Below are 17,590 nucleotides of genomic sequence, written 5' to 3'. Positions count from 1 at the left end.
ACTTAAACTCAAAAGGTTCTAAATTATCCGATGGAGCTCAGACATCTCAGATATTTCGTGGCCGTTGCAGAGGAGGGGAGTTTCAATCGCGCGGCGGAGCGCCTTCATATCCAGCAGCCGCCACTTGGCCAGCAGATCCGCGATCTTGAATATGAGCTTGGCGTCCCTTTGTTCGATCGGTCCCCGCGCAAGGTCGCGCTGAACAGTTCGGGCGAGCTGTTCCTGGAGGAGGCACGCGATATTCTCAGAAGGGCGCAATTGGCCGTCGACAATGTGCGACGTTTCAGCCAGGGCGAAAGCGGACGACTATCGGTCGGCTTTACGAGTTCGGCTTCTCTGCATGTACTTGCGCCGCAGTTCCTCCAGCAGTTCCGGCGGGCCTTTCCGCTGGCCGAGATCGCGGTCGAGGAGAGCGAGACCTACGAGTTGATTCTGGCCCTGCAGCAGCAACGCGTCGATGTCGCATTGCTGCACATTGATGCGAAGCGCTTTCCGGAGCTGACGGCGCGGGCTCTGTCAGAAGAGGACATGCTGGTCGCAGTCCCGCGCAGCCACCCCTACGCCCAGGCGGAAGATGAACCCCTGACGCTTGGCATGCTTCATGATGTCGATATGGTCGTCTATCGGCGCACGGACGGGCCTGGGATATTTGAACGACTTACGGAAACCTTCCGTACCGCCGGCGTCACACCCCGGATCGTCGATGAGGTTTCTCGAATCATCGCCGCCATCAATCTGGTGGCCGGTGGCCGGGGCCTGACGGTAGTGCCGGCGTCGATGCGGGTGCTTCATCGGGAGTCTGTGGTCTATCGGCCCTTATTGCCCGGCGAACTGCCCCCCCTGCCGCTTTACGTCGCCCACCGTGCCGATGCGCGGCTCGCCCTCATTCGCAATTTCGTCGATCTTACGGAGAAGATCGCATCAAGATCGAAAGAGCACTCCGCCACCGGTGGGTGACACCCCGCATGCGATATCCACGTCAAGAGATAAGCGGCGCCTTGCGAGGTAATCCATCCAAACTGCCTGGCGGATTTGCCATCCCACATGATGGTTTAGGCTAAAAAATTACTTTCTAAAGTGAAAGACGGTTGCGCAAGAACTGCAGTATCTCAACATTGTCGACGGACGTAACAACGTGACAATTTGGCTTGCGGCCGGCGAGATGGCGATCGGAAATGTGGGCGACGGTCTTTCCGAAATTCGGTCCTGATCCGCAGTCGACCTCGACAAATGCATCAACACCTTCAAATAGCATAGGGTTTATCAGCCAAGCGATTGCGCAAGGGTCATGCAGGCAGGGATCCCCAGCCGAGTAGGAGGCCAGCATGCCGCCGAGCAGTCGCGGCATCTCGGCTTGTGCCGAGATAAGCGCGTTGAGCAGATCCCGATCGATGAGCGCTTTGCGCGTCACGTCGAGACCGATCATCGTCAGCTTGACCCCGCTGGACAACACGACATGCGCTGCTTGCGGATCGACATAGATGTTGAATTCCGCCGCCGCTGTCGTGTTTCCCGGGCAGAACGCTGCGCCGCCCATGAAAACGATCTCGCGCAGGTTCTTCGACAGCCGTGGCTCTTTGATCATTGCCAGCGCTACATTCGTCATCGGGCCGATCGGGCAAAGCGTGATCTCGCCCGGGTGGGCCATCACCTGGTCGATGATGAAGTCCACTGCATGGGCTTGCCCAAGCGGCACGGCGCTGGGATCGAGCACCACGCCACCCAGACCTTCGCCGCCGTGCATGACTGATCGATGTCCGGTGGTTCGCATGATGGGTCGCGCACAGCCTGCATGCACGGGAATATCGAGGCGATCGGCCAGAGCAAGCAGTCCCCGGGCATTCCGCGTCGTATGTTCCAGCGGCACATTGCCCGCGACGGTCGTTATGCCAATGATCTTCACGGCATCGGGCGCCGCAAGCGCCAGCATCAGAGCAAGCGCGTCGTCCACGCCCGGGTCGCAATCCAAAATGACCTTGTGTTGTCGCGCCAACGTCCGTCTCTCCTTGATGTCCATTCCACGTTCGCCGAAGCCGGGCCACAATGGCAAATCGTTATTTCTGTGCAACCACATCGGCCCAGCCTAAGCAGGTTTGCCTCGGTTTGGATTGAGTGCCAGATAACCTGCACCGGATTCTATTGGCAGGCCGGCTTTCTCGAAAGCGATGGCCACTCCCAGGAGTTAACATTGCGCGCACCGATGAGCTCTATCGAACGCCGACCATGTATCCATGGCGCCGTTACACTGCTGTCGGCTTGACGTTTCGAGGACATTTCGCTGGGGATGAGTATGCCGTCTATAGGAACAATCGTTTTCCGCCACAGGTCATTGCCCGTGCGGTCTGGCTTTATTTCGGCTTTTCCTTGAACCTGCGTTTGGGCGATGAAATGCTGTTGGAACGCGGTGCTGGCCTGAATGAACTCCCGCTGGCCCTCAATGCTGACGCCGTTCGAACAATGTGACAGCGCCTGGTGTCCACTTTTGGTTCATCGTTGAAAGGACCGCTCTAAACCGGCAGTTCGAAGACGCGGTTGCGATTGAGGATGTGGTTCGGATCGAACGCTGCCTTCAGCCGGCGCATGGCGGCCATCTCGGCTTCGCTGCGCACGAGCCGAAGATATTTCGCCTTCTCGACGCCGATCCCGTGTTCTGCCGAGATGCCGCCGCCGAGTGCCGCGACGCCGGAAAATATGGCGTCCGCAACCGGAGCCCGATGACGCGGCTTGACACAATAGTGCAGGTTGCCGTCCCCCAGATGCTGGAAAATCAAGGACGCCTCATCGGGGTCGGCTTGCGCTATGTCACCCGCCGCCGTCCCCGCAGGCTCAGGCGATCATGGCTTCGATGAGGAAAGGTCCCTTGCGGCCGAGCGCCGCCGTATAGAGTTTAACGAATTCCTCGACGGTCGTCGCGCGGCCGGACTCGACGCCCAGTCCCTTGGCTAGCGAGCACCAGTCGAGCTTCGGCGCATCGAGATCAAGCATGCGCTGAGCGTTATGGCCGTATGAGTTGACACCGACTCCGACCATTTCGCCTTGCAATATCCGATAAGCACTGTTGGCGAAAACGATTGTCACGACATCGAGCTGTTCGCGGGCCTGTGTCCAGAGACCTTGCACCGTGTACATGCCGCTGCCGTCCGCCTGCATCGCCACGACCTTACGGTCGGGCGCTCCGATCGCCGCGCCCGCAGCCAGCGGGATGCCGATGCCGATCGCGCCGCCTGTCAGCCGCAGGTAGTCATGTGGATGCAAGCCCGGCGCCAGCACGTGATACTGCCCAATCGAGGTCAGTGCTTCGTCGACAATAATGGCGTTCTCCGGCAAATGGCGGGCGATGACAAGGCTGAGCGCATCCGGCGTTAATGCGCCCGACGGGATCTGGATGCCGTTCTGCGTGAAAGCATTGCGGGTAAAATGCGCGTCGCGACTGATACCGAGTTCGTCGGCCAGCACGCTTAGGACATCGGCAAGATCGTGTTCGTGCCGGGCGAGCTGGATAATCTCGCAAGCAGGCGGCAGCGTCGTGCTTGGTTTACCGGGATAGGCGAAGAAGCTGACGGGGCGAGCCGGGCCGATGCAGATTGCGATTTCGAATTCCTTGAGTGCCTCGACCGCAAGTTCGATCTTGTAGGGAATAGCCCTGACAAGACCGCGGCCTGCGCCATGCGCGGAGCGATCGGATGAGGTCGAGAATACCGCAGCCCCTGTCGCGTGGCTGATACGGCTCACGGTTTCGAGCGGCTTTTGGCGCAGAGCACGACCCGCCAGGATGATCGCGACCCTCTTGCCGCTGCGTAGCGCAAGGACCGCTGCCTTCAAGTTCTCAGGATCTATCCCTGCAGGTGCAGCGATCGCGGTTGGCGAAAGCTCTTCAGGCTTGGCGTCGCCCCATGCGGCATCCGCCGGCAGGATCATCGTCGAGACGCCGCGATTGGCTAGGGCGGCGGCATAACCTTCCTCGGTGCAGCGGCGGATATCGTGCGCACCGGCGGCCCGCCCCACCCAATGGGACATCGGCCGCGCCAGGCTTTCGACATCGCTGGTGAGCGGCGCGTCGTATTCCAGATGATAGGAGGCATGGTCGCCGACGACGTTGAGTATCGGCGTGCGGGCGCGGCGGGCATTGTGGAGGTTAGCAAGGCCGTTTGCGAGGCCGGGGCCAAGATGGAGGAGCGTCGCTGCCGGCTTTTCCGCCATGCGGGCATAACCGTCGGCAGCACCGGTCACGACGCCTTCCGACAGGCCGAGGATGCAGCGCATTGCCGGCTTGCGGTCGAGTGCGGCGACGAAATGCATCTCCGATGTGCCGGGATTGGCAAAGCAGACATCGACGCCGTTCACCAGAAGGACATCACACAGCATATCGGCGCCGTTCATACGCTTTTCCTCATTCTTGCAGCCTGCCCGCAGGCGACCGCGACCCAAAATTACCGCAGAGCCGAAGCGGCTCCTGCGATCGGTGCGACGTGGTTTGCTCAGGCAGCTGCAGAAGCCGTGGCATCGGAGAACGCCGCTTCGATCGAAGCTTCGAGAATGGCGAGCCCTTCCTCCAGAACCTCCCACTCGATGGTCAGCGGCGGCAGCAAACGGATCACATTGAGGCGCGTTCCGCAAGACAGGAGGATGAGGCCGCGGGCTTCCGCTTCTGCGACGATGCGGTTGGTGAGGGCAGGAGATGCTGCCTTCGACTGGCGGTCCTCGACCAGTTCGAATGCAACCATCGCGCCGAGGCCGCGCACCTCGCCGACATGTTCCATGCCCTGGCGGGAGGCGACCGCCGCCAGTCGTTCGGTGATCCGCCGGCCCACCTCGACGGCGCGTTCGCAGAGCTTCTCATCTTCGATGACGTCAAGCACGGCATTGGCCGCAGCGACGCTCAGCGGATTGCCGGCATAGGTGCCGCCCAACCCACCCGGATGGGCTGCGTTCATGATCTCGGCCTTACCGGTGACGGCCGAAAGCGGGAAACCGCCGGCCAGGCCCTTGGCCATGGTGATGATGTCCGGCTTAACCATGGCATGTTCGAATCCGAACATCTTGCCGGTGCGCGCCATGCCGGCCTGGATCTCGTCGGCGATCAGCACGATGCCGTATTTATCCGCGACCTGGCGAAGGTGGGCGAGAAATTCCTCCGGGGCGACGTTGAAGCCACCTTCGCCCTGCACCGGTTCGACGATGAAGGCCGCAATCCGTTCCGGGTCGACATCGGCGGCAAAGAGCCGATCGAGGCCGGCAATCGCTTCCTCGGTCGAGAAGCCGAGATAGGGGGTCGGGAAGGGGGCGTGGTAGATATCGGCCGGGAATGGACCGAAATTCTTCTTGTACGGCATGACCTTGCCGGTCAGCGCCATGCCGAGCATGGTGCGGCCGTGAAAGGCGCCGGAAAAGGCGATAACGCCGGCACGGCCGGTATGGGCGCGGGCGATCTTCACTGCGTTCTCGACCGCCTCGGCGCCGGTCGTCACCAGCATGGTGCGGTTTTCGGCTCCGGTTGGCGCCATCGCGTTCAGCCGCTCGGCGAGCTTCAAATAACCTTCGTAGGGCGCGACATGGAAGCAGGTATGGGTGAAGTGCTCGGCCTGTTCGGCGACGGCGCGCATGACGGCCGGGTGGCGGTGGCCGGTATTGTTGACCGCGATGCCGGCGGCGAAGTCGACATAACGTTTGCCATCGACGTCCCAGAGCTCGGAATTCAAGGCCTTCCGGGCAAAGATGCCCCGGGTGCCCACGCCACCCGCGACGGCGGCTTTCTGGCGCGACTGCAGATCTGCTGAAACGGTCATGACGATATCCCCTAAAGTCGATGACCCAGCTATAGTATTGCTCATTATTTTGAGCAATAGGCTCTTCTGAAAAATCAGAGATAGGGGGGTGAGCAGGCGGAAATGACGATTGTCCGGCGGTCGGAGGGGTTGCGGAAGCGGTGAGGCACGCGGCTGTCGAAGAGATAGGCCTCGCCGGCTTTCAGTATGCGCACGTCGTCCCCGACCGTCACTTCCAACTCGCCTTCGACGACATAGCCGCCCTCGGAAGAAGCATGTTGCAAAAGCATGTCGCCGGTGTCGGCGCTGGGCTCGTAGATTTCATGCAAGATTTGCAGGTTATGCGCTCGCGCATCGCCGATCTGCCGGAAAACGAGAGTGCCGTCGTTTCCGCCCGTTATCGGCGATGCGGCGATTTTGGACGTTAGATCAAGGAGTTCATGGGGGGAAAAGAACGGTCCTTTCGGCGGGCTGCGTTCTGGTTCGAAGAAGTCGCCCATGCCGACGCCGAGACCGCTCAGGATCTTGCGAAGCGTCGAAACGGAGGGGCTGACTTTGTTGGTCTCGACATTGGATATCTGCGCATGCGGAACGCCCGCCCGCTCGGCGAGCTGGCGCTGAGAGAGGCCGGCCGCCACGCGCATGGCATTGAGGCGTGCGCCGATATCGAACTTCTCATCCATTGTTAACGTCCCATGTTTCCTGCGCCCGTTATGACGCAAGCTTCTCTCGGGATCAAATGGATGATATATTGAGCGTATCCGCTGATTTTTTCAGTATTGAGATGGCGCCACTTCGCTCGATTTCGGTCCGTTTCAATTTGGTCGCGACGTTCCCATGCTGTCGAGAGTGCTTGGCTTGGAGCTTGCCGCTTTCAGCTCAGGAAGCCATCTGAGATATCTGGTCTCTTGCCAGTGGTGAATGCCGGGTCCTCCTCGCGACCGAGACGGCTGTAGGAAAAAGGGCCGGCAAGGGCAGCGGCGATCATCAGGCAGATGACGAGGCTTCTGTGACGCAGAGCCCAGTCTGATAGGTTGAAGCTTTCCATCTTAGTTCTCCGAGTCCTGGGTCCAAGGTTCGAGATAGCCGTACCAGGGCCGCGCGCGATAGTAGGCATCCCAATAGGCCGCCCCGAACGCCACCGTCCCGACACCGACAACGGGGAGCGATGGCGGGAGTCAGCACGGTCTGCTGGCCGTCGTAGGACCCCTGGATGTAGCTCGCCGCAACCCAGCCACGGTTTCCGCCCCAGCCGATATCGCACCAGGAACGGTCCGCAAGGCATCCGTGGACCGCAATGGGGGCATTCTGGGGCAGGGCGACGACGACCGGATACTGGGCGCCCGGGCCTGCCCGCAAATTGACATTCGCGGTGGTTTTCCCGTTCGTGGCGGCGGATACCTCGCTAGTTCCGCAAAGCGCAACGGCCGCAAGCGTTGCGACGAGCACCAAGGACAAGGCAGTCCTCCGGCTCCGGAAGCTCTCGAAGCCGGACGTCTTCGCGCGCGAGGGCGCAATTGTGAGGAAGGTATTGTCGGTAGGATGTTCTATGGTCTGCACGGCGTATCTCCTTCTGTTGACGGAGATGCTTTTGCCGAGAGCCGCCTCGGAAATCCCGATCGGGCGCCGATAAAATTCCGATAAAGTTCAAGGCGCGGCGGCTTTCATTCGAGACGAGCTTGTTTGGCGTGCATGATTTTGACCGCCCGTGGAGCAGGCCACGCGCCCTCATGCCACTGCTATAAGCTTTGCGTTGTCGGTGGGCGTCATGGTAGGAGTTGGTATGAACCTACTAACCGACCTAGATTGCCAAGCCTGCGGCGCATGTTGCTCCTTTTCATCCCATTGGCCAAGATTTTCTACGGAAAGTGAAACTGCTCTCGATTTGCTGCCGTCCCGCTTCGTCGCTGAAGATGAAAGCGGAATGCGCTGCGATGGAGCGCGTTGCTCTGCGTTATCGGGCCGAGTCGGCTTGGAGACATCTTGCCTCGTCTACGATATTAGACCTGAGGTTTGTCGCGAATGCGTTCCGGGAGATGCTGCCTGCCTGATTGCGCGTGACGCGTTCGGATTGACGCGACCGCATGAGAACGCCTGAGTGGAGGGCTTCCGCCAGAAACCGAATCCAGACCTCGGCGTTGCTTATGGTCGGCCCCTTTCAAGCGCTTAGGAGTTTAGCAGGTCATTCGGAAGGTCGTCGGGCTCATAGGTGCCGGGGCGTGTCATCATGATCAGGTTGCAGAAACCTGCGACGAAGACTCCGCAACCGATCATAGGAAACAGAACCTCGGTCAAGGACACCTTGCCGACAAGCACTGCCCCGATGAGGAAAAGGAGCGGTGCTGCAAATATGACCGTGCAGCCGATGACGAACCGATGCCTGGCGGGGGAGATCCCACGGCGAAAGACAATGCGTTTTTTGTCGTCCGCGGAAAGCCGCCGGTGCAGGTCTCTGACAAAGGCAGCAAAGGCCTGGGACCTTTCTCGCACCGGGCCTGTCTGAAGCTTTGAATAGACGAATAGCGGTTCCCCCCGCATGAACTGCAACTCTATAACAGCTACCCATGATGGTCGCGGCGACAATAATTGCAGCCGGATACCCCGGAGGCCGGAAAAGGGGCGAAGGCCCGAGCGGCCCTTGAGCGCATAACTTACGCCTTCATCGGAGAGGATCAATTCGGCGTCTGTCAGAAGGAAGAATGGCCCGTTACCCTTGATCGCGAATTCGTAGCGGTTCTCCGGACGCAATACAGAATTCTCCATTTGTTGCGCTCCCTTCGCGAGTTACGGTATTGGCACTTCGACCACCCGTTGAGTTTTCCTGCAGCCAAAACGCCTTGCCAGCCAGACCCCAGAGGAGACAAACCGGCCTATCCGGCGGGATCATGCGACGCCGAGTTTCCCGCGCTCCCCTTTACGAGGTGTGGAGAGTTCTTCGGGTGTCAGAAATTCGGCCAGGTCCGCTGCCTCGTAGAACGGCCCATCTGTGACCGTTCGGTCCGGTCCGTCGAGAATGACCCGTTTGGCCTGTGCGCTATTCTGGCCGGCTGCAGCAACCGACATCGTTTTATAAATTTTCTTGAGGTTCTAAACGGAGCAGGGCCGCCGCTTTTCCGATCGGGGAGCCAGATAGCGCAAGTTTGCCGCCGTGGCTTAGGAAGCCGGATCAGGGCCAGCAACAGTGGCGTCCGTGTCGTAGCGGCCGACAATCTGGACCTCTTCGCGAAGGCAAGAACCCTTGTTGTTCGGCGTGATGTCTTAAATCCCTGACCCGTCGAACTGCTGGGTGTCGCTGCCTTCCCAAGGTGAGGGCAGCGAGAGGCGATTGAGGTTGGCAGAGGGCATCGGCATCCAACACTTCAATTCCGGCTCAGCATATTCGATGATGTGCCCGGGCGATGAATCAGAGGCGCGCCAGCCTTCTCCGCCGAATTGATCGCCATTCGACCAATACGCGAGGTCAACTTCTGCCGGCCCTTGTTCGGACGGGCGGATCGTGACGAGGATCCGGCTCCCGTCTTTCGGTGCGCTTGCCATATGGCGCCAGCGGTCTGGCTCGTCCATCGTTTTTCCTCCTGCCTTGCTGCAGCTTGCAACTGTCGCCTCGCCATTGAAAGCGGTCAACCCGAATTTTGCAGAACCATTCTCTATCGATTGACTACCGATCGCGATGGCGGACGCCCGAAGTGTTCCGACGTTGGCAAGAGGCTTCCTTTGTGGAGTCATGGTGCGCCCAGTATGGAACCAGACAACGAAAATCCTTAAGAGCACATGGGCGACGGCAGGCAACCAAACCTTAAATCAAAATCGCGACCGCAATGCTAGGCGACGGGTACCAGGCGAACGCTGTCTCTCTCTACCAACTGGACCGGCAGAATAAGCCGGGAGGGTTGTTCTGCCTCGGGTTGATGAGCGGACCTTGTCACGATCGCTTTGACAAGCGTCTCTGCGGAGGAGACGCCCACACCAAGCAGCGGAATCGCAATGGTCGTCAGAGGAACAGACAGGTGGGCTCCAAACTTGATGCCATCAAATCCGATGATGGAAATATCCTTGGGGACCTCGATTTTTGCCCGTTGCAGGCTGCCGATAAATCCTATTGCGATCTCATCGGAGCAGCAAAATACCGCCGTCGGCCGATCGCCGGACGGCATCTCCAGCCAAACGGCCGCAGCGTCCACGCCAGCTTCGAGGCGAAAGTCTCCGTCGATGAACCACTCTTCCCGTATGGGTAGTTCAAGCTCGCGCATGCGCTGGCGCATGGCCTCCTCCCGCCGCCGCGCGGCGAAGTTCGCCGCATTGCCTCGAACATGCCCGATCTTCCGGTGACCAAGGTCATGGAGATGATCGACGGCAAGGCGCCCACCCTGAGTGTTGTCTGTACTGATGTGCGGAAATGGTAGCGATCGCGGCCAATCGAAGGCGCATACCAGCGGTACGTTCACCTCATCGGCACGATCAAGCAACCGCCCTGCTATATTGTCGCCTCCGAGCACGATGACACCGTCGCACCGACTACGGTTCATATAGCTAAGCAGGCCTATCTTGCCGCCTGGGCTATCGTGGGCGGATTGGTCCCCCACAAACATGCTGTAGCCGGCTGCCGTCAGGACCGAGGCGATCCCGGCCAGGATTTCTGAAAAGAGCGGGCTCGAAAGATCCGGCACTAGAACGAAAACCGCCTGGGTGCGCTGCTGGCGAAGATTTCTTGCCGCGACATTAATCGTGTACCCGACCGCCTCAACCGCATGTGCCACGATCTCCAGCGTTTCAGGCGCCACTTTTTCCGGATTGGAAAGTGCCCGGCTCACTGTGGAAGGCGAAACGCCCGCGCGCCTGGCCACATCGACAATTCGGGGTAAACGGCTCATGCAGGGACCTTATGCATTGCAACTCGTTATATCGGCATTCCACGCAAGGACTGCCTTGGATGACCGTGCCTCAGATAAACTTTAACCTTGAAATAAGTTCCAAACGGTGTAAATTCAAGCATGAAATCGATGTCATAACAAGCCGCGCGAAAGCGGAGATGAATCGTGCAACTTCGAAAAACAGGGGAACTGCCATGCGTAAAATTTTGTTAGTGCTTGCAATGACATCGATGTCATTCTCGGAAGCCGTTGCTGATCCTGTCGCAGAGGTAACCCATTGGTGGACATCTCCCGGCGAGTCCCGAGCCGTCGGCGTGCTGGCCGGAGCCTATCGCGCCCGAGGCGGCAATTGGATCGATAGCGCCGTTGCAGGGGGCGCAAATGCCCGCGCCGTCGCTTACAACCGGATCATAGGCGGCAATCCGCCGACAGCCAGTCAGTTCACTGCCGGCAATGAAATGAATTCGATGGTGGAGCAGGGCCTGCTGCGGGACGTGACGCCACTGATCAACGAATTTGGCTACGACAAGATTCTGACGCCGGTGCTCGCTCGGGCCGTCCTTCGCGACGGCCGTTATTACGGGCTGCCGGTGTCCATGCAGGTCCAGAACGTCTTTTTCTACTCTCTGCCGGTGATGAACGCATCCGGTGTCAATGTCGATACTCTGACCGACTGGCCGTCATTCTTTGCAGCGCTGGACAAGGTCAAGGCCGCTGGCTATGTGCCGTTGGCGTTCGGTGCCGATCCCGCGCTTCTGAGGCATCTCTTTTCCGTAGTGCTGATGCAGGCGGGTGGCAAGGATCTCTATACGAACGTTCTCGGCGATAACTATCAGGCAGCGCTGTCCTCGCCGGAATTCATCAAGGTGGCCGAGTATTATCTGAGGTTGCGCGCCTATACCGACGAAGGAGCGGAAAACCGCGCCTGGAATATCGCAACAAATATGATCATCAAGGGGCAGGCCGGCTTTCAGATTATCGGCGATTTTGCCAAGGGAGAAATTGTCAATGCCGGAATGAAGCCGGGCATCGATGTCGGTTGTTTCTCAGGCCCGGGCCAGCGGATTTACCAGATCGGCAGCGACGTGTTCGTTTTCCCTCTCGTAAAGGACGCCAATCATCAGCAGGGGCAGGCGCTGCTCGTCAAGACATTGCTTGAGCCCAAGGTGCAACTGGATTTCGCCAAAGCCAAGGGCGGACTTCCGATTGCCAAGGATTTTGACGTCAGCCAGCTTGACGCCTGCGCGCGGAAGATGTTCCCAGCCGTGCTTGCATCCGAAAATCAGGTGCCTGCGCCAGCGCAGCTTGTCTCGCCCGATGTGTGGGGTGCAGTCACCGACACCCTGGTGCAGGTCTGGTCGAATCCAGCTTCCACGGCGGGCGATCTGTCGAAGCAGCTAATCTCCGCAATTGAACTCGCTCGGTAAATTTGGCGGAAAGCGAGATCACGATGGAGAGCACCACACCCGGGCGGCGCCCACCGAGCCGTCCTCCGTTCCGCATCCGTATGGAGCAAATTGCCGTTGTTCCGGCGTGGGCCATCTTGTTGATGGCCTATCTCGGCACCCTGATGTTCACCGTGGTGCTGTCCTTTACAAACTCCCGGGGCTTTCCACAATTCGACTTTGTGGGGCTTTCCCAGTATCGCCGGTTGATGGCGACGCCACGCTGGTCGGTGTCCGTGGAGAACCTTTTGGTTTTCGGCACGGGATTCATAATCTGCTGTCTGGTGTTTGGCTTCCTTCTAGCCGTGGTGATGGATAGCCGTATCCGCGGCGAAGGGTTCCTGAGGACCGTATTCCTCTACCCCCATTCCATGTCATTCGTGGTCACCGGGCTCGCCTGGCAATGGATGTTCAACCCGGCATTGGGCATCCAGTCGACCGTCAGGGGGTGGGGCTGGGAAACGTTCACGCTGAACTGGCTGACCCGACCGGACCTTGCGATCTATGTCATGATCATTGCTGGAGCGTGGCAATCGACCGGCCTGATCTCCGTCATCCTGCTGGCCGGCCTGCGCGGTGTGGACGCAGACATATGGAAGGCGACAAAGGTCGATGGCGTGCCGACCTGGCAGGTTTATCTGCGGATCGTGCTGCCGATGATCAGACCAATGGTCGCCGTCTCCGTCATCATGCTCGCCATCTCCGTGGTCAAGGCTTACGACCTCGTAGTGGCGCTGACCAATGGCGGCCCAGGAATGTCAACGGAGCTTCCGGCGAAGTTTGCGATGGACAGCCTCTTTACCCGACAGAACATCGGCCTCGCCTCCGCTTCCATCACGCTCATCCTTGTAAGCGTCGTCGCCATCGTCGGACCCTGGATGTATTGCGAAGCGCGTAAGGCCAGGAATTCGGGAGGTCACTGAACATGGATCGTCGAGCTTCGGCTATGCAGATCGACCGCAAGCCAATCCCCCTCGGCAGGCCCCGGCTCGTTTCTCCGGGCCGCATTGGACTGTATATCTTCGCCTTCGCGAGCATGCTGTTTTTCCTTCTGCCCTTTTGGGTCATGCTGGTGACTTCCCTGAAGCCCATGGATGAAATCCGGCTCGGCAATCTCCTGGCATGGCCAGACAACCTGACGTTCCAACCCTGGATCGCGGCGTGGTCGTCGGCCTGCACAGGCCTCGTCTGCGACGGGATTCGCGGCGGCTTTGTCAATTCGGTCCTGATCACCGTTCCGGCGGTCATCATTTCCGTCCTGTTCGGGGCGATCAACGGCTATGCGATTTCGACATGGAAGCCGCGCGGGGCCGATCTTTTGTTCGGCGGTCTCGTGCTCGGTGCCTTCATTCCCTATCAGGTCTTCGTCTATCCAATGACCCGTGTGCTCGCCAATTTCGGCCTGTTCGGTTCGCTGGGCGGCCTGATCGGCATCCATGTGGTCTTTGGGCTGCCGCTGACAACGATGCTCTTTCGCAACTTCTATGCCGGCATGCCGCCGGAACTCTTCAAGGCGGCGCGTGTCGACGGCGCCGGGTTCTGGAAGATGTTTGTCTACGTCATGCTCCCCATGTCGATGCCGATCCTCGTGGTGGCCCTGGTGCTGCAGGTGACAGGCATCTGGAACGACTATCTGCTCGGGCTCATTTTCGGTGGCAGTTCGTATGCGCCGATGACCCTGCAGCTCAACAACATCGTCAATACGGTCGAGGGCGAGCGCAACTACAATATCGACATGGCCGCGACCATCATCACCGCCCTCGTTCCCCTTCTTGTCTATTTTCTCTCGGGCAAGCTCCTGGTTCGCGGAGTAACCGCCGGGGCTGTGAAAGGCTGATCATGATAGAAGCAACCCCCTCCGTTCCCCTGGGAGCCCGCTCCAGCGTCTCGGTTCGCGACCTGACCATTGCCTATGGCGATCTGGAAATCCTGAAAGAGATGAACCTCGATGTCCGAACCGGTGAGTTTCTGGTTCTGCTCGGACCGTCGGGATGCGGCAAGTCCACACTGCTGAACGCGATCGCGGGGCTGAACGACATCCGTTCAGGCCAGATCTGCATCGGCGACGTTGACGTGACCTATGCGGAACCCTCGAAGAGAGGCATTGGCATGGTGTTCCAGTCCTATGCGCTCTATCCAAGGATGACGGTCGAGCAGAACATGTCGTTCGGTCTTCGGATGACATCGACTCCGAAAGCCGAAATCGGTGCTCGCGTTGCCGAAGCGGCGCGGATTTTGCAACTGGAACCACTTTTGAAACGCCGCCCCGGGGAGCTGTCGGGGGGGCAGCGGCAGCGCGTGGCCATCGGCCGGGCATTGGTCAAGAAGGCCGGCGTCTTTCTCTTCGACGAGCCGCTGTCGAATCTCGATGCGAAGCTGCGTTCCGAACTCAGGGTTGAACTGAAACGCCTGCATCAGGATCTCGATTCCACGATGATCTATGTCACCCACGATCAGATCGAGGCCATGACGCTTGGCGACAGAGTTGCCGTCATGAAGGACGGCATCATCCAGCAGCTCGGCACGCCGCATGAAATCTATCATCGCCCGGCCAATCGCTTCATAGCGTCCTTCATCGGTACGCCGGGTATGAATTTCATCGACGGAAGGGTCGAGATAGGCCCTGACGGTGCCTGTTTCCGATCTGCTGCCATGGATGTTCCACTCGCCGGCTACGAACCAGTCGGACCACTTCGCCAGGGTGCTGCCGTACTGGGGATCCGGCCAGAGCATTTGCAGCCTATGTCTGAGGATCGTGACGGACCGGCAATGTCCGTCACCCTGGTCGAGGCCATGGGCCCGGAAACGATCGTCCACGGACGCATCGGCGAGAACGCCTTGGCCCTGCGGGTTCCGGGCGAGTTCGAGGGAGGTCGGGGGGACATCCTGCATTTAAGTTTGGCGACAACGAAGATCAATCTCTTCGATACCGCCAGCGGTCTGCGTCTTTAATCTTCAAAAATACATATCGGAAGAAGTCCTCCAGATGACCATGCTACAACCCTTCTCCTTCCAGATTTTTTCAGCGAGGGAGTTCCCACCAATTTCCGAGCAGCTTCGTTGTGTGGCCGAAATCGGCTTCCGGGCGATCGAGACCTATCGCGATCTCTATGAAAACCCGGCACAAATGCGAGAGCTGCTCGATCAATACAATCTCTCCGCTCCGACGGGTCATTTCGCGCTTGCGGCGCTGGAATCGGAGCTTGAACGGCATATGAACGCAGCCCGTATTCTCGGCATAGAAACCATGATCGTGCCCTTCCTGCCACCGGCCGACCGCGCGACGGACGTCGCCGGCTGGAAGGCGATCGGCGCGCGTCTGGATGACATGCGCAGACGCGTGGAGGCGGAGGGCTTCGGCTTTGCCTGGCACAACCACAACTGGGACATGGCTCGGCTGGAGGACGGCAGCACGGCCATCCAACATATCCTGGGCGAAGAATTGAAGTGGCAAATGGACGTCGCCTGGCTGGCTCGCTCCGGCCAGGACCCGTTCGAATGGATGAGGCGCTACCACGGGCGCATATGCGGCATCCATTTCAAGGACATGGCCCGCCCGGGCGAAAACGAGGACGAGATGGGCTGGGCCGATCCCGGTGAAGGCATCCTGCCCTGGGACGCGCTCTGGGTTGCGGCGATCGAGGCCGGCGCAAGCATTTCCGTGGCGGAGCACGACATGCCGAAGGACTACGTCCGCTTTGCAAGGAAGGCCATGGCGCAGCTCAGGATTTTCGCAGGGGAGATCGCGTAAATGACACGTCAGGTTCCAATGCGCGTCGGCGTGGTCGGCTGCGGCAGCATCTCCGATATCTATCTGCGCAATGCCCCGTTCTTTCCCTCCTTCGAGATTGCCGCCGTGGCCGACATCCGGCCGGACGCTGCCGCGGCGAAGGCGGCGCAATACGGCATCGGCGCAATGGGTGTAAAGGAGATGATGGCGCGCGATGACATTGACGCTATCCTCAATCTGACGGTGCCGGAAGCCCACGCTCCCATAGCCTTGGAAGCAATCGCGGCCGGCAAGCATGTCTATCTTGAAAAGCCGCTGGCGACATCGCTGGCCGATGCGCGTGCCATTCTGGACGCGGCGGCGGAGGTTGGCGTTCGGATCGGCTCTGCGCCGGATACGGTTCTTGGACCCGGTCCGTCGACGGCGCGCGACCTGATCGTCTCGGGCCGTATTGGCCGGCCCTTGATCGGGACGTCGGCAATGATGAACCACGGCATGGAGTCCCGCCACCCCAGCCCGGATTTCTTCTTTAAACCGGGCGGGGGGCCGGTTCTGGACATGGGGCCGTACTATATCGCCTTGATGACGGCGTTGCTGGGTCCGGTTGCCGCCGTGGAGGCAAGCGGCATGATCGGCTTTGCGGAGCGAACGATCACGACTCCTGGAGCCGCCCGTCAGGGCGCGACCATCAAGGTCGAGGTCTTCACGACGGTACAAGGGATGCTCTACTTCGACTGCGGAGCGCAGGTCAGCTTCTCCTACAGCTGGGATATCTGGAAGCACAGCCTGCCGCCACTCGAACTACACGGAACCGAAGCCTCGCTGCGGATCCCGGATCCCAATTTCTTCGCGGGCAAAATCGAGATTGGCGTCGGACGCGATCCTTGGGAGGAGATCGATACCTCTGCACTGCCCTACGGTGAGCCCAATTACCCCTATCCCGGCATGGCCGGCTTCCCCGACGATGTGAAGCCTTTGTTCGCCAACTATCGCGGTCTGGGCCTCGCCGACCTAGCCACTTCGATCGCGATGGTCAGACCCCACCGCGCTTCGGGCGAGGTTGCGTTCCATGTGCTGGAAGTTCTGACCGCGATCATGGAGGCCGCCACCCACGGACGGCGGATCAACATCATGTCGAAGCTCGGCATCCCGATCCCATCGTCCGCGACCCCAACGGGGGGCGCCTGAATATCATTTCGGCCGGTGCGGACGACCCGTACGCCCGTCCGGATCCCCGCGGCGACTGAATGGATACCGATATTCTGCCGGGGAGTCCTCGACTGGAATACGCGAGGGAAAACCGTTCGGCGTCCGCGGGCTCATCGCCACCCGATACCCCATGTCTCGAATGGGCGTAGGGCCGATATTCTCGAGTTTTGCTGCCACGCTCATTGCGATTCCCCACGCTATTGCCTCGTTGGCTACCTGATGGCGCAGGTACTCTCTCGACGTCTGACATTGCGATTGCCGCAAATCGAGCCACCCGTTTGCTTGGCGAACTACCTGGGGAAGCTGAGAATACTCCTCCGGCAACCTCGGCCTTGCCCCTCAAACACCTTTCGATCCTCGCCAACTCACGACCGAGAGTTTCCCCCTAGCCAATTGTTTAAGCAGGCTTGCGGAACTTGAGAGGTTCGAGGCCGTTGCCCGTGAACCTGCCGTTGCTTCCTGGTCCGGTAGCATTCGGGGACCAGGCATACTGCCTTTTTCAGCGAGACGGCGACACACCGTACCGTCTAGTTCCCCTCTCGGCCACGGGTCCTCCGTGGTCGGTCCTCA

The 17,590-nt window shown here is 59.8% G+C and carries 17 protein-coding genes and 1 pseudogene; 9 read left to right on the top strand and 9 right to left on the bottom strand.

Annotated elements, in window-relative coordinates; translation table 11 throughout:
- Positions 1–30: 30 nt before the first annotated feature.
- Complete coding sequence (locus PMI07_RS13755) at positions 31–957, top strand: LysR family transcriptional regulator (RefSeq protein ID WP_007775890.1); 927 nt, start codon at positions 31–33, stop codon at positions 955–957.
- A 115-nt stretch (positions 958–1,072) separates the two neighbouring features.
- Here PMI07_RS13755 and PMI07_RS13750 read toward each other — a convergent pair whose 3' ends face one another.
- Positions 1,073–2,017, bottom strand: coding sequence for a nucleoside hydrolase (locus PMI07_RS13750; RefSeq protein ID WP_051484143.1), 945 nt, complete (start codon positions 2,015–2,017; stop codon positions 1,073–1,075).
- A 206-nt stretch (positions 2,018–2,223) separates the two neighbouring features.
- Between PMI07_RS13750 and PMI07_RS33580 the strand changes: the two genes are divergently transcribed.
- Entirely contained in the window at positions 2,224–2,463 is a 240-nt protein-coding gene (locus tag PMI07_RS33580; protein ID WP_051484142.1) for a hypothetical protein, read from the top strand.
- 44 nt (positions 2,464–2,507) lie between these two features.
- Here PMI07_RS33580 and PMI07_RS13740 read toward each other — a convergent pair.
- From PMI07_RS13740 to PMI07_RS34875, 5 genes and pseudogenes are all read right to left on the bottom strand, one after another.
- Positions 2,508–2,774 (bottom strand): annotated as a pseudogene (locus tag PMI07_RS13740) (FAD-linked oxidase C-terminal domain-containing protein); the annotation flags it as partial.
- A 52-nt stretch (positions 2,775–2,826) separates the two neighbouring features.
- A complete protein-coding gene (locus PMI07_RS13735; protein ID WP_007775887.1) occupies positions 2,827–4,380 on the bottom strand; it encodes an acetolactate synthase large subunit in 1,554 nt (517 codons plus the stop codon).
- A gap of 98 nt (positions 4,381–4,478) precedes the next feature.
- Positions 4,479–5,786 carry a 4-aminobutyrate--2-oxoglutarate transaminase gene (gene gabT, locus PMI07_RS13730; RefSeq protein ID WP_024163797.1) on the bottom strand — a complete coding sequence of 436 codons (1,308 nt, stop codon included), beginning with the start codon at positions 5,784–5,786 and terminating at the stop codon, positions 4,479–4,481.
- 74 nt (positions 5,787–5,860) lie between these two features.
- Positions 5,861–6,448 carry a cupin domain-containing protein gene (locus tag PMI07_RS13725; RefSeq protein ID WP_007751265.1) on the bottom strand — a complete coding sequence of 196 codons (588 nt, stop codon included), beginning with the start codon at positions 6,446–6,448 and terminating at the stop codon, positions 5,861–5,863.
- Between the two features lie 191 nt (positions 6,449–6,639).
- Entirely contained in the window at positions 6,640–6,813 is a 174-nt protein-coding gene (locus PMI07_RS34875; RefSeq protein ID WP_007751264.1) for an efflux RND transporter permease subunit, read from the bottom strand.
- A 735-nt stretch (positions 6,814–7,548) separates the two neighbouring features.
- Between PMI07_RS34875 and PMI07_RS34030 the strand changes: the two genes are divergently transcribed.
- On the top strand, positions 7,549–7,863 hold the full coding sequence (locus tag PMI07_RS34030) for a YkgJ family cysteine cluster protein (protein ID WP_081760798.1): 315 nt from the start codon (positions 7,549–7,551) through the stop codon (positions 7,861–7,863).
- Between the two features lie 68 nt (positions 7,864–7,931).
- Here the strand turns inward: PMI07_RS34030 and PMI07_RS13715 are convergent, their stop codons facing one another.
- The 3 genes from PMI07_RS13715 to PMI07_RS13705 all read right to left on the bottom strand — a co-directional run bounded on the left by PMI07_RS13715 (position 7,932) and on the right by PMI07_RS13705 (position 10,636).
- Positions 7,932–8,528, bottom strand: a complete 597-nt coding sequence (locus PMI07_RS13715; protein WP_007751262.1) for a hypothetical protein — start codon at positions 8,526–8,528, stop codon at positions 7,932–7,934.
- A gap of 495 nt (positions 8,529–9,023) precedes the next feature.
- Positions 9,024–9,329 carry a hypothetical protein gene (locus PMI07_RS13710; protein WP_007751260.1) on the bottom strand — a complete coding sequence of 102 codons (306 nt, stop codon included), beginning with the start codon at positions 9,327–9,329 and terminating at the stop codon, positions 9,024–9,026.
- A 257-nt stretch (positions 9,330–9,586) separates the two neighbouring features.
- Positions 9,587–10,636, bottom strand: a complete 1,050-nt coding sequence (locus PMI07_RS13705) for a LacI family DNA-binding transcriptional regulator (protein WP_007751259.1) — start codon at positions 10,634–10,636, stop codon at positions 9,587–9,589.
- A gap of 59 nt (positions 10,637–10,695) precedes the next feature.
- Here PMI07_RS13705 and PMI07_RS13700 point away from each other — a divergent pair, with 59 nt between their 5' ends.
- Genes PMI07_RS13700 through PMI07_RS13675 form a run of 6 tightly spaced genes read left to right on the top strand, consistent with a single transcriptional unit; the run spans position 10,696 to position 16,999 of the window.
- Positions 10,696–12,063, top strand: a complete 1,368-nt coding sequence (locus tag PMI07_RS13700; protein ID WP_007751258.1) for an ABC transporter substrate-binding protein — start codon at positions 10,696–10,698, stop codon at positions 12,061–12,063.
- A gap of 23 nt (positions 12,064–12,086) precedes the next feature.
- Positions 12,087–13,004: a sugar ABC transporter permease gene (locus tag PMI07_RS13695; RefSeq protein WP_007751257.1), complete on the top strand. Its 918-nt coding sequence runs from the start codon at positions 12,087–12,089 to the stop codon at positions 13,002–13,004.
- A gap of 2 nt (positions 13,005–13,006) precedes the next feature.
- A complete protein-coding gene (locus PMI07_RS13690) occupies positions 13,007–13,918 on the top strand; it encodes a carbohydrate ABC transporter permease (protein WP_007751256.1) in 912 nt (303 codons plus the stop codon).
- Between the two features lie 2 nt (positions 13,919–13,920).
- Positions 13,921–15,033 (top strand): ABC transporter ATP-binding protein, encoded by a 1,113-nt coding sequence (locus tag PMI07_RS13685; RefSeq protein ID WP_007751253.1) that lies wholly within the window; start codon positions 13,921–13,923, stop codon positions 15,031–15,033.
- 34 nt (positions 15,034–15,067) lie between these two features.
- Entirely contained in the window at positions 15,068–15,832 is a 765-nt protein-coding gene (locus PMI07_RS13680) for a sugar phosphate isomerase/epimerase (protein WP_007751251.1), read from the top strand.
- Positions 15,833–15,850: 18 nt separating this feature from the next.
- Positions 15,851–16,999, top strand: coding sequence for a Gfo/Idh/MocA family oxidoreductase (locus PMI07_RS13675; RefSeq protein ID WP_197032493.1), 1,149 nt, complete (start codon positions 15,851–15,853; stop codon positions 16,997–16,999).
- Positions 17,000–17,590 lie beyond the last annotated feature (591 nt).

The sequence above is a fragment of the Rhizobium sp. CF080 genome (genome assembly GCF_000282095.2).
Taxonomy (GTDB): domain Bacteria; phylum Pseudomonadota; class Alphaproteobacteria; order Rhizobiales; family Rhizobiaceae; genus Neorhizobium.
The sequence above is the reverse complement of the archived record's forward strand: the minus strand, read 5'-3'. Positions and strand labels throughout refer to the sequence as shown.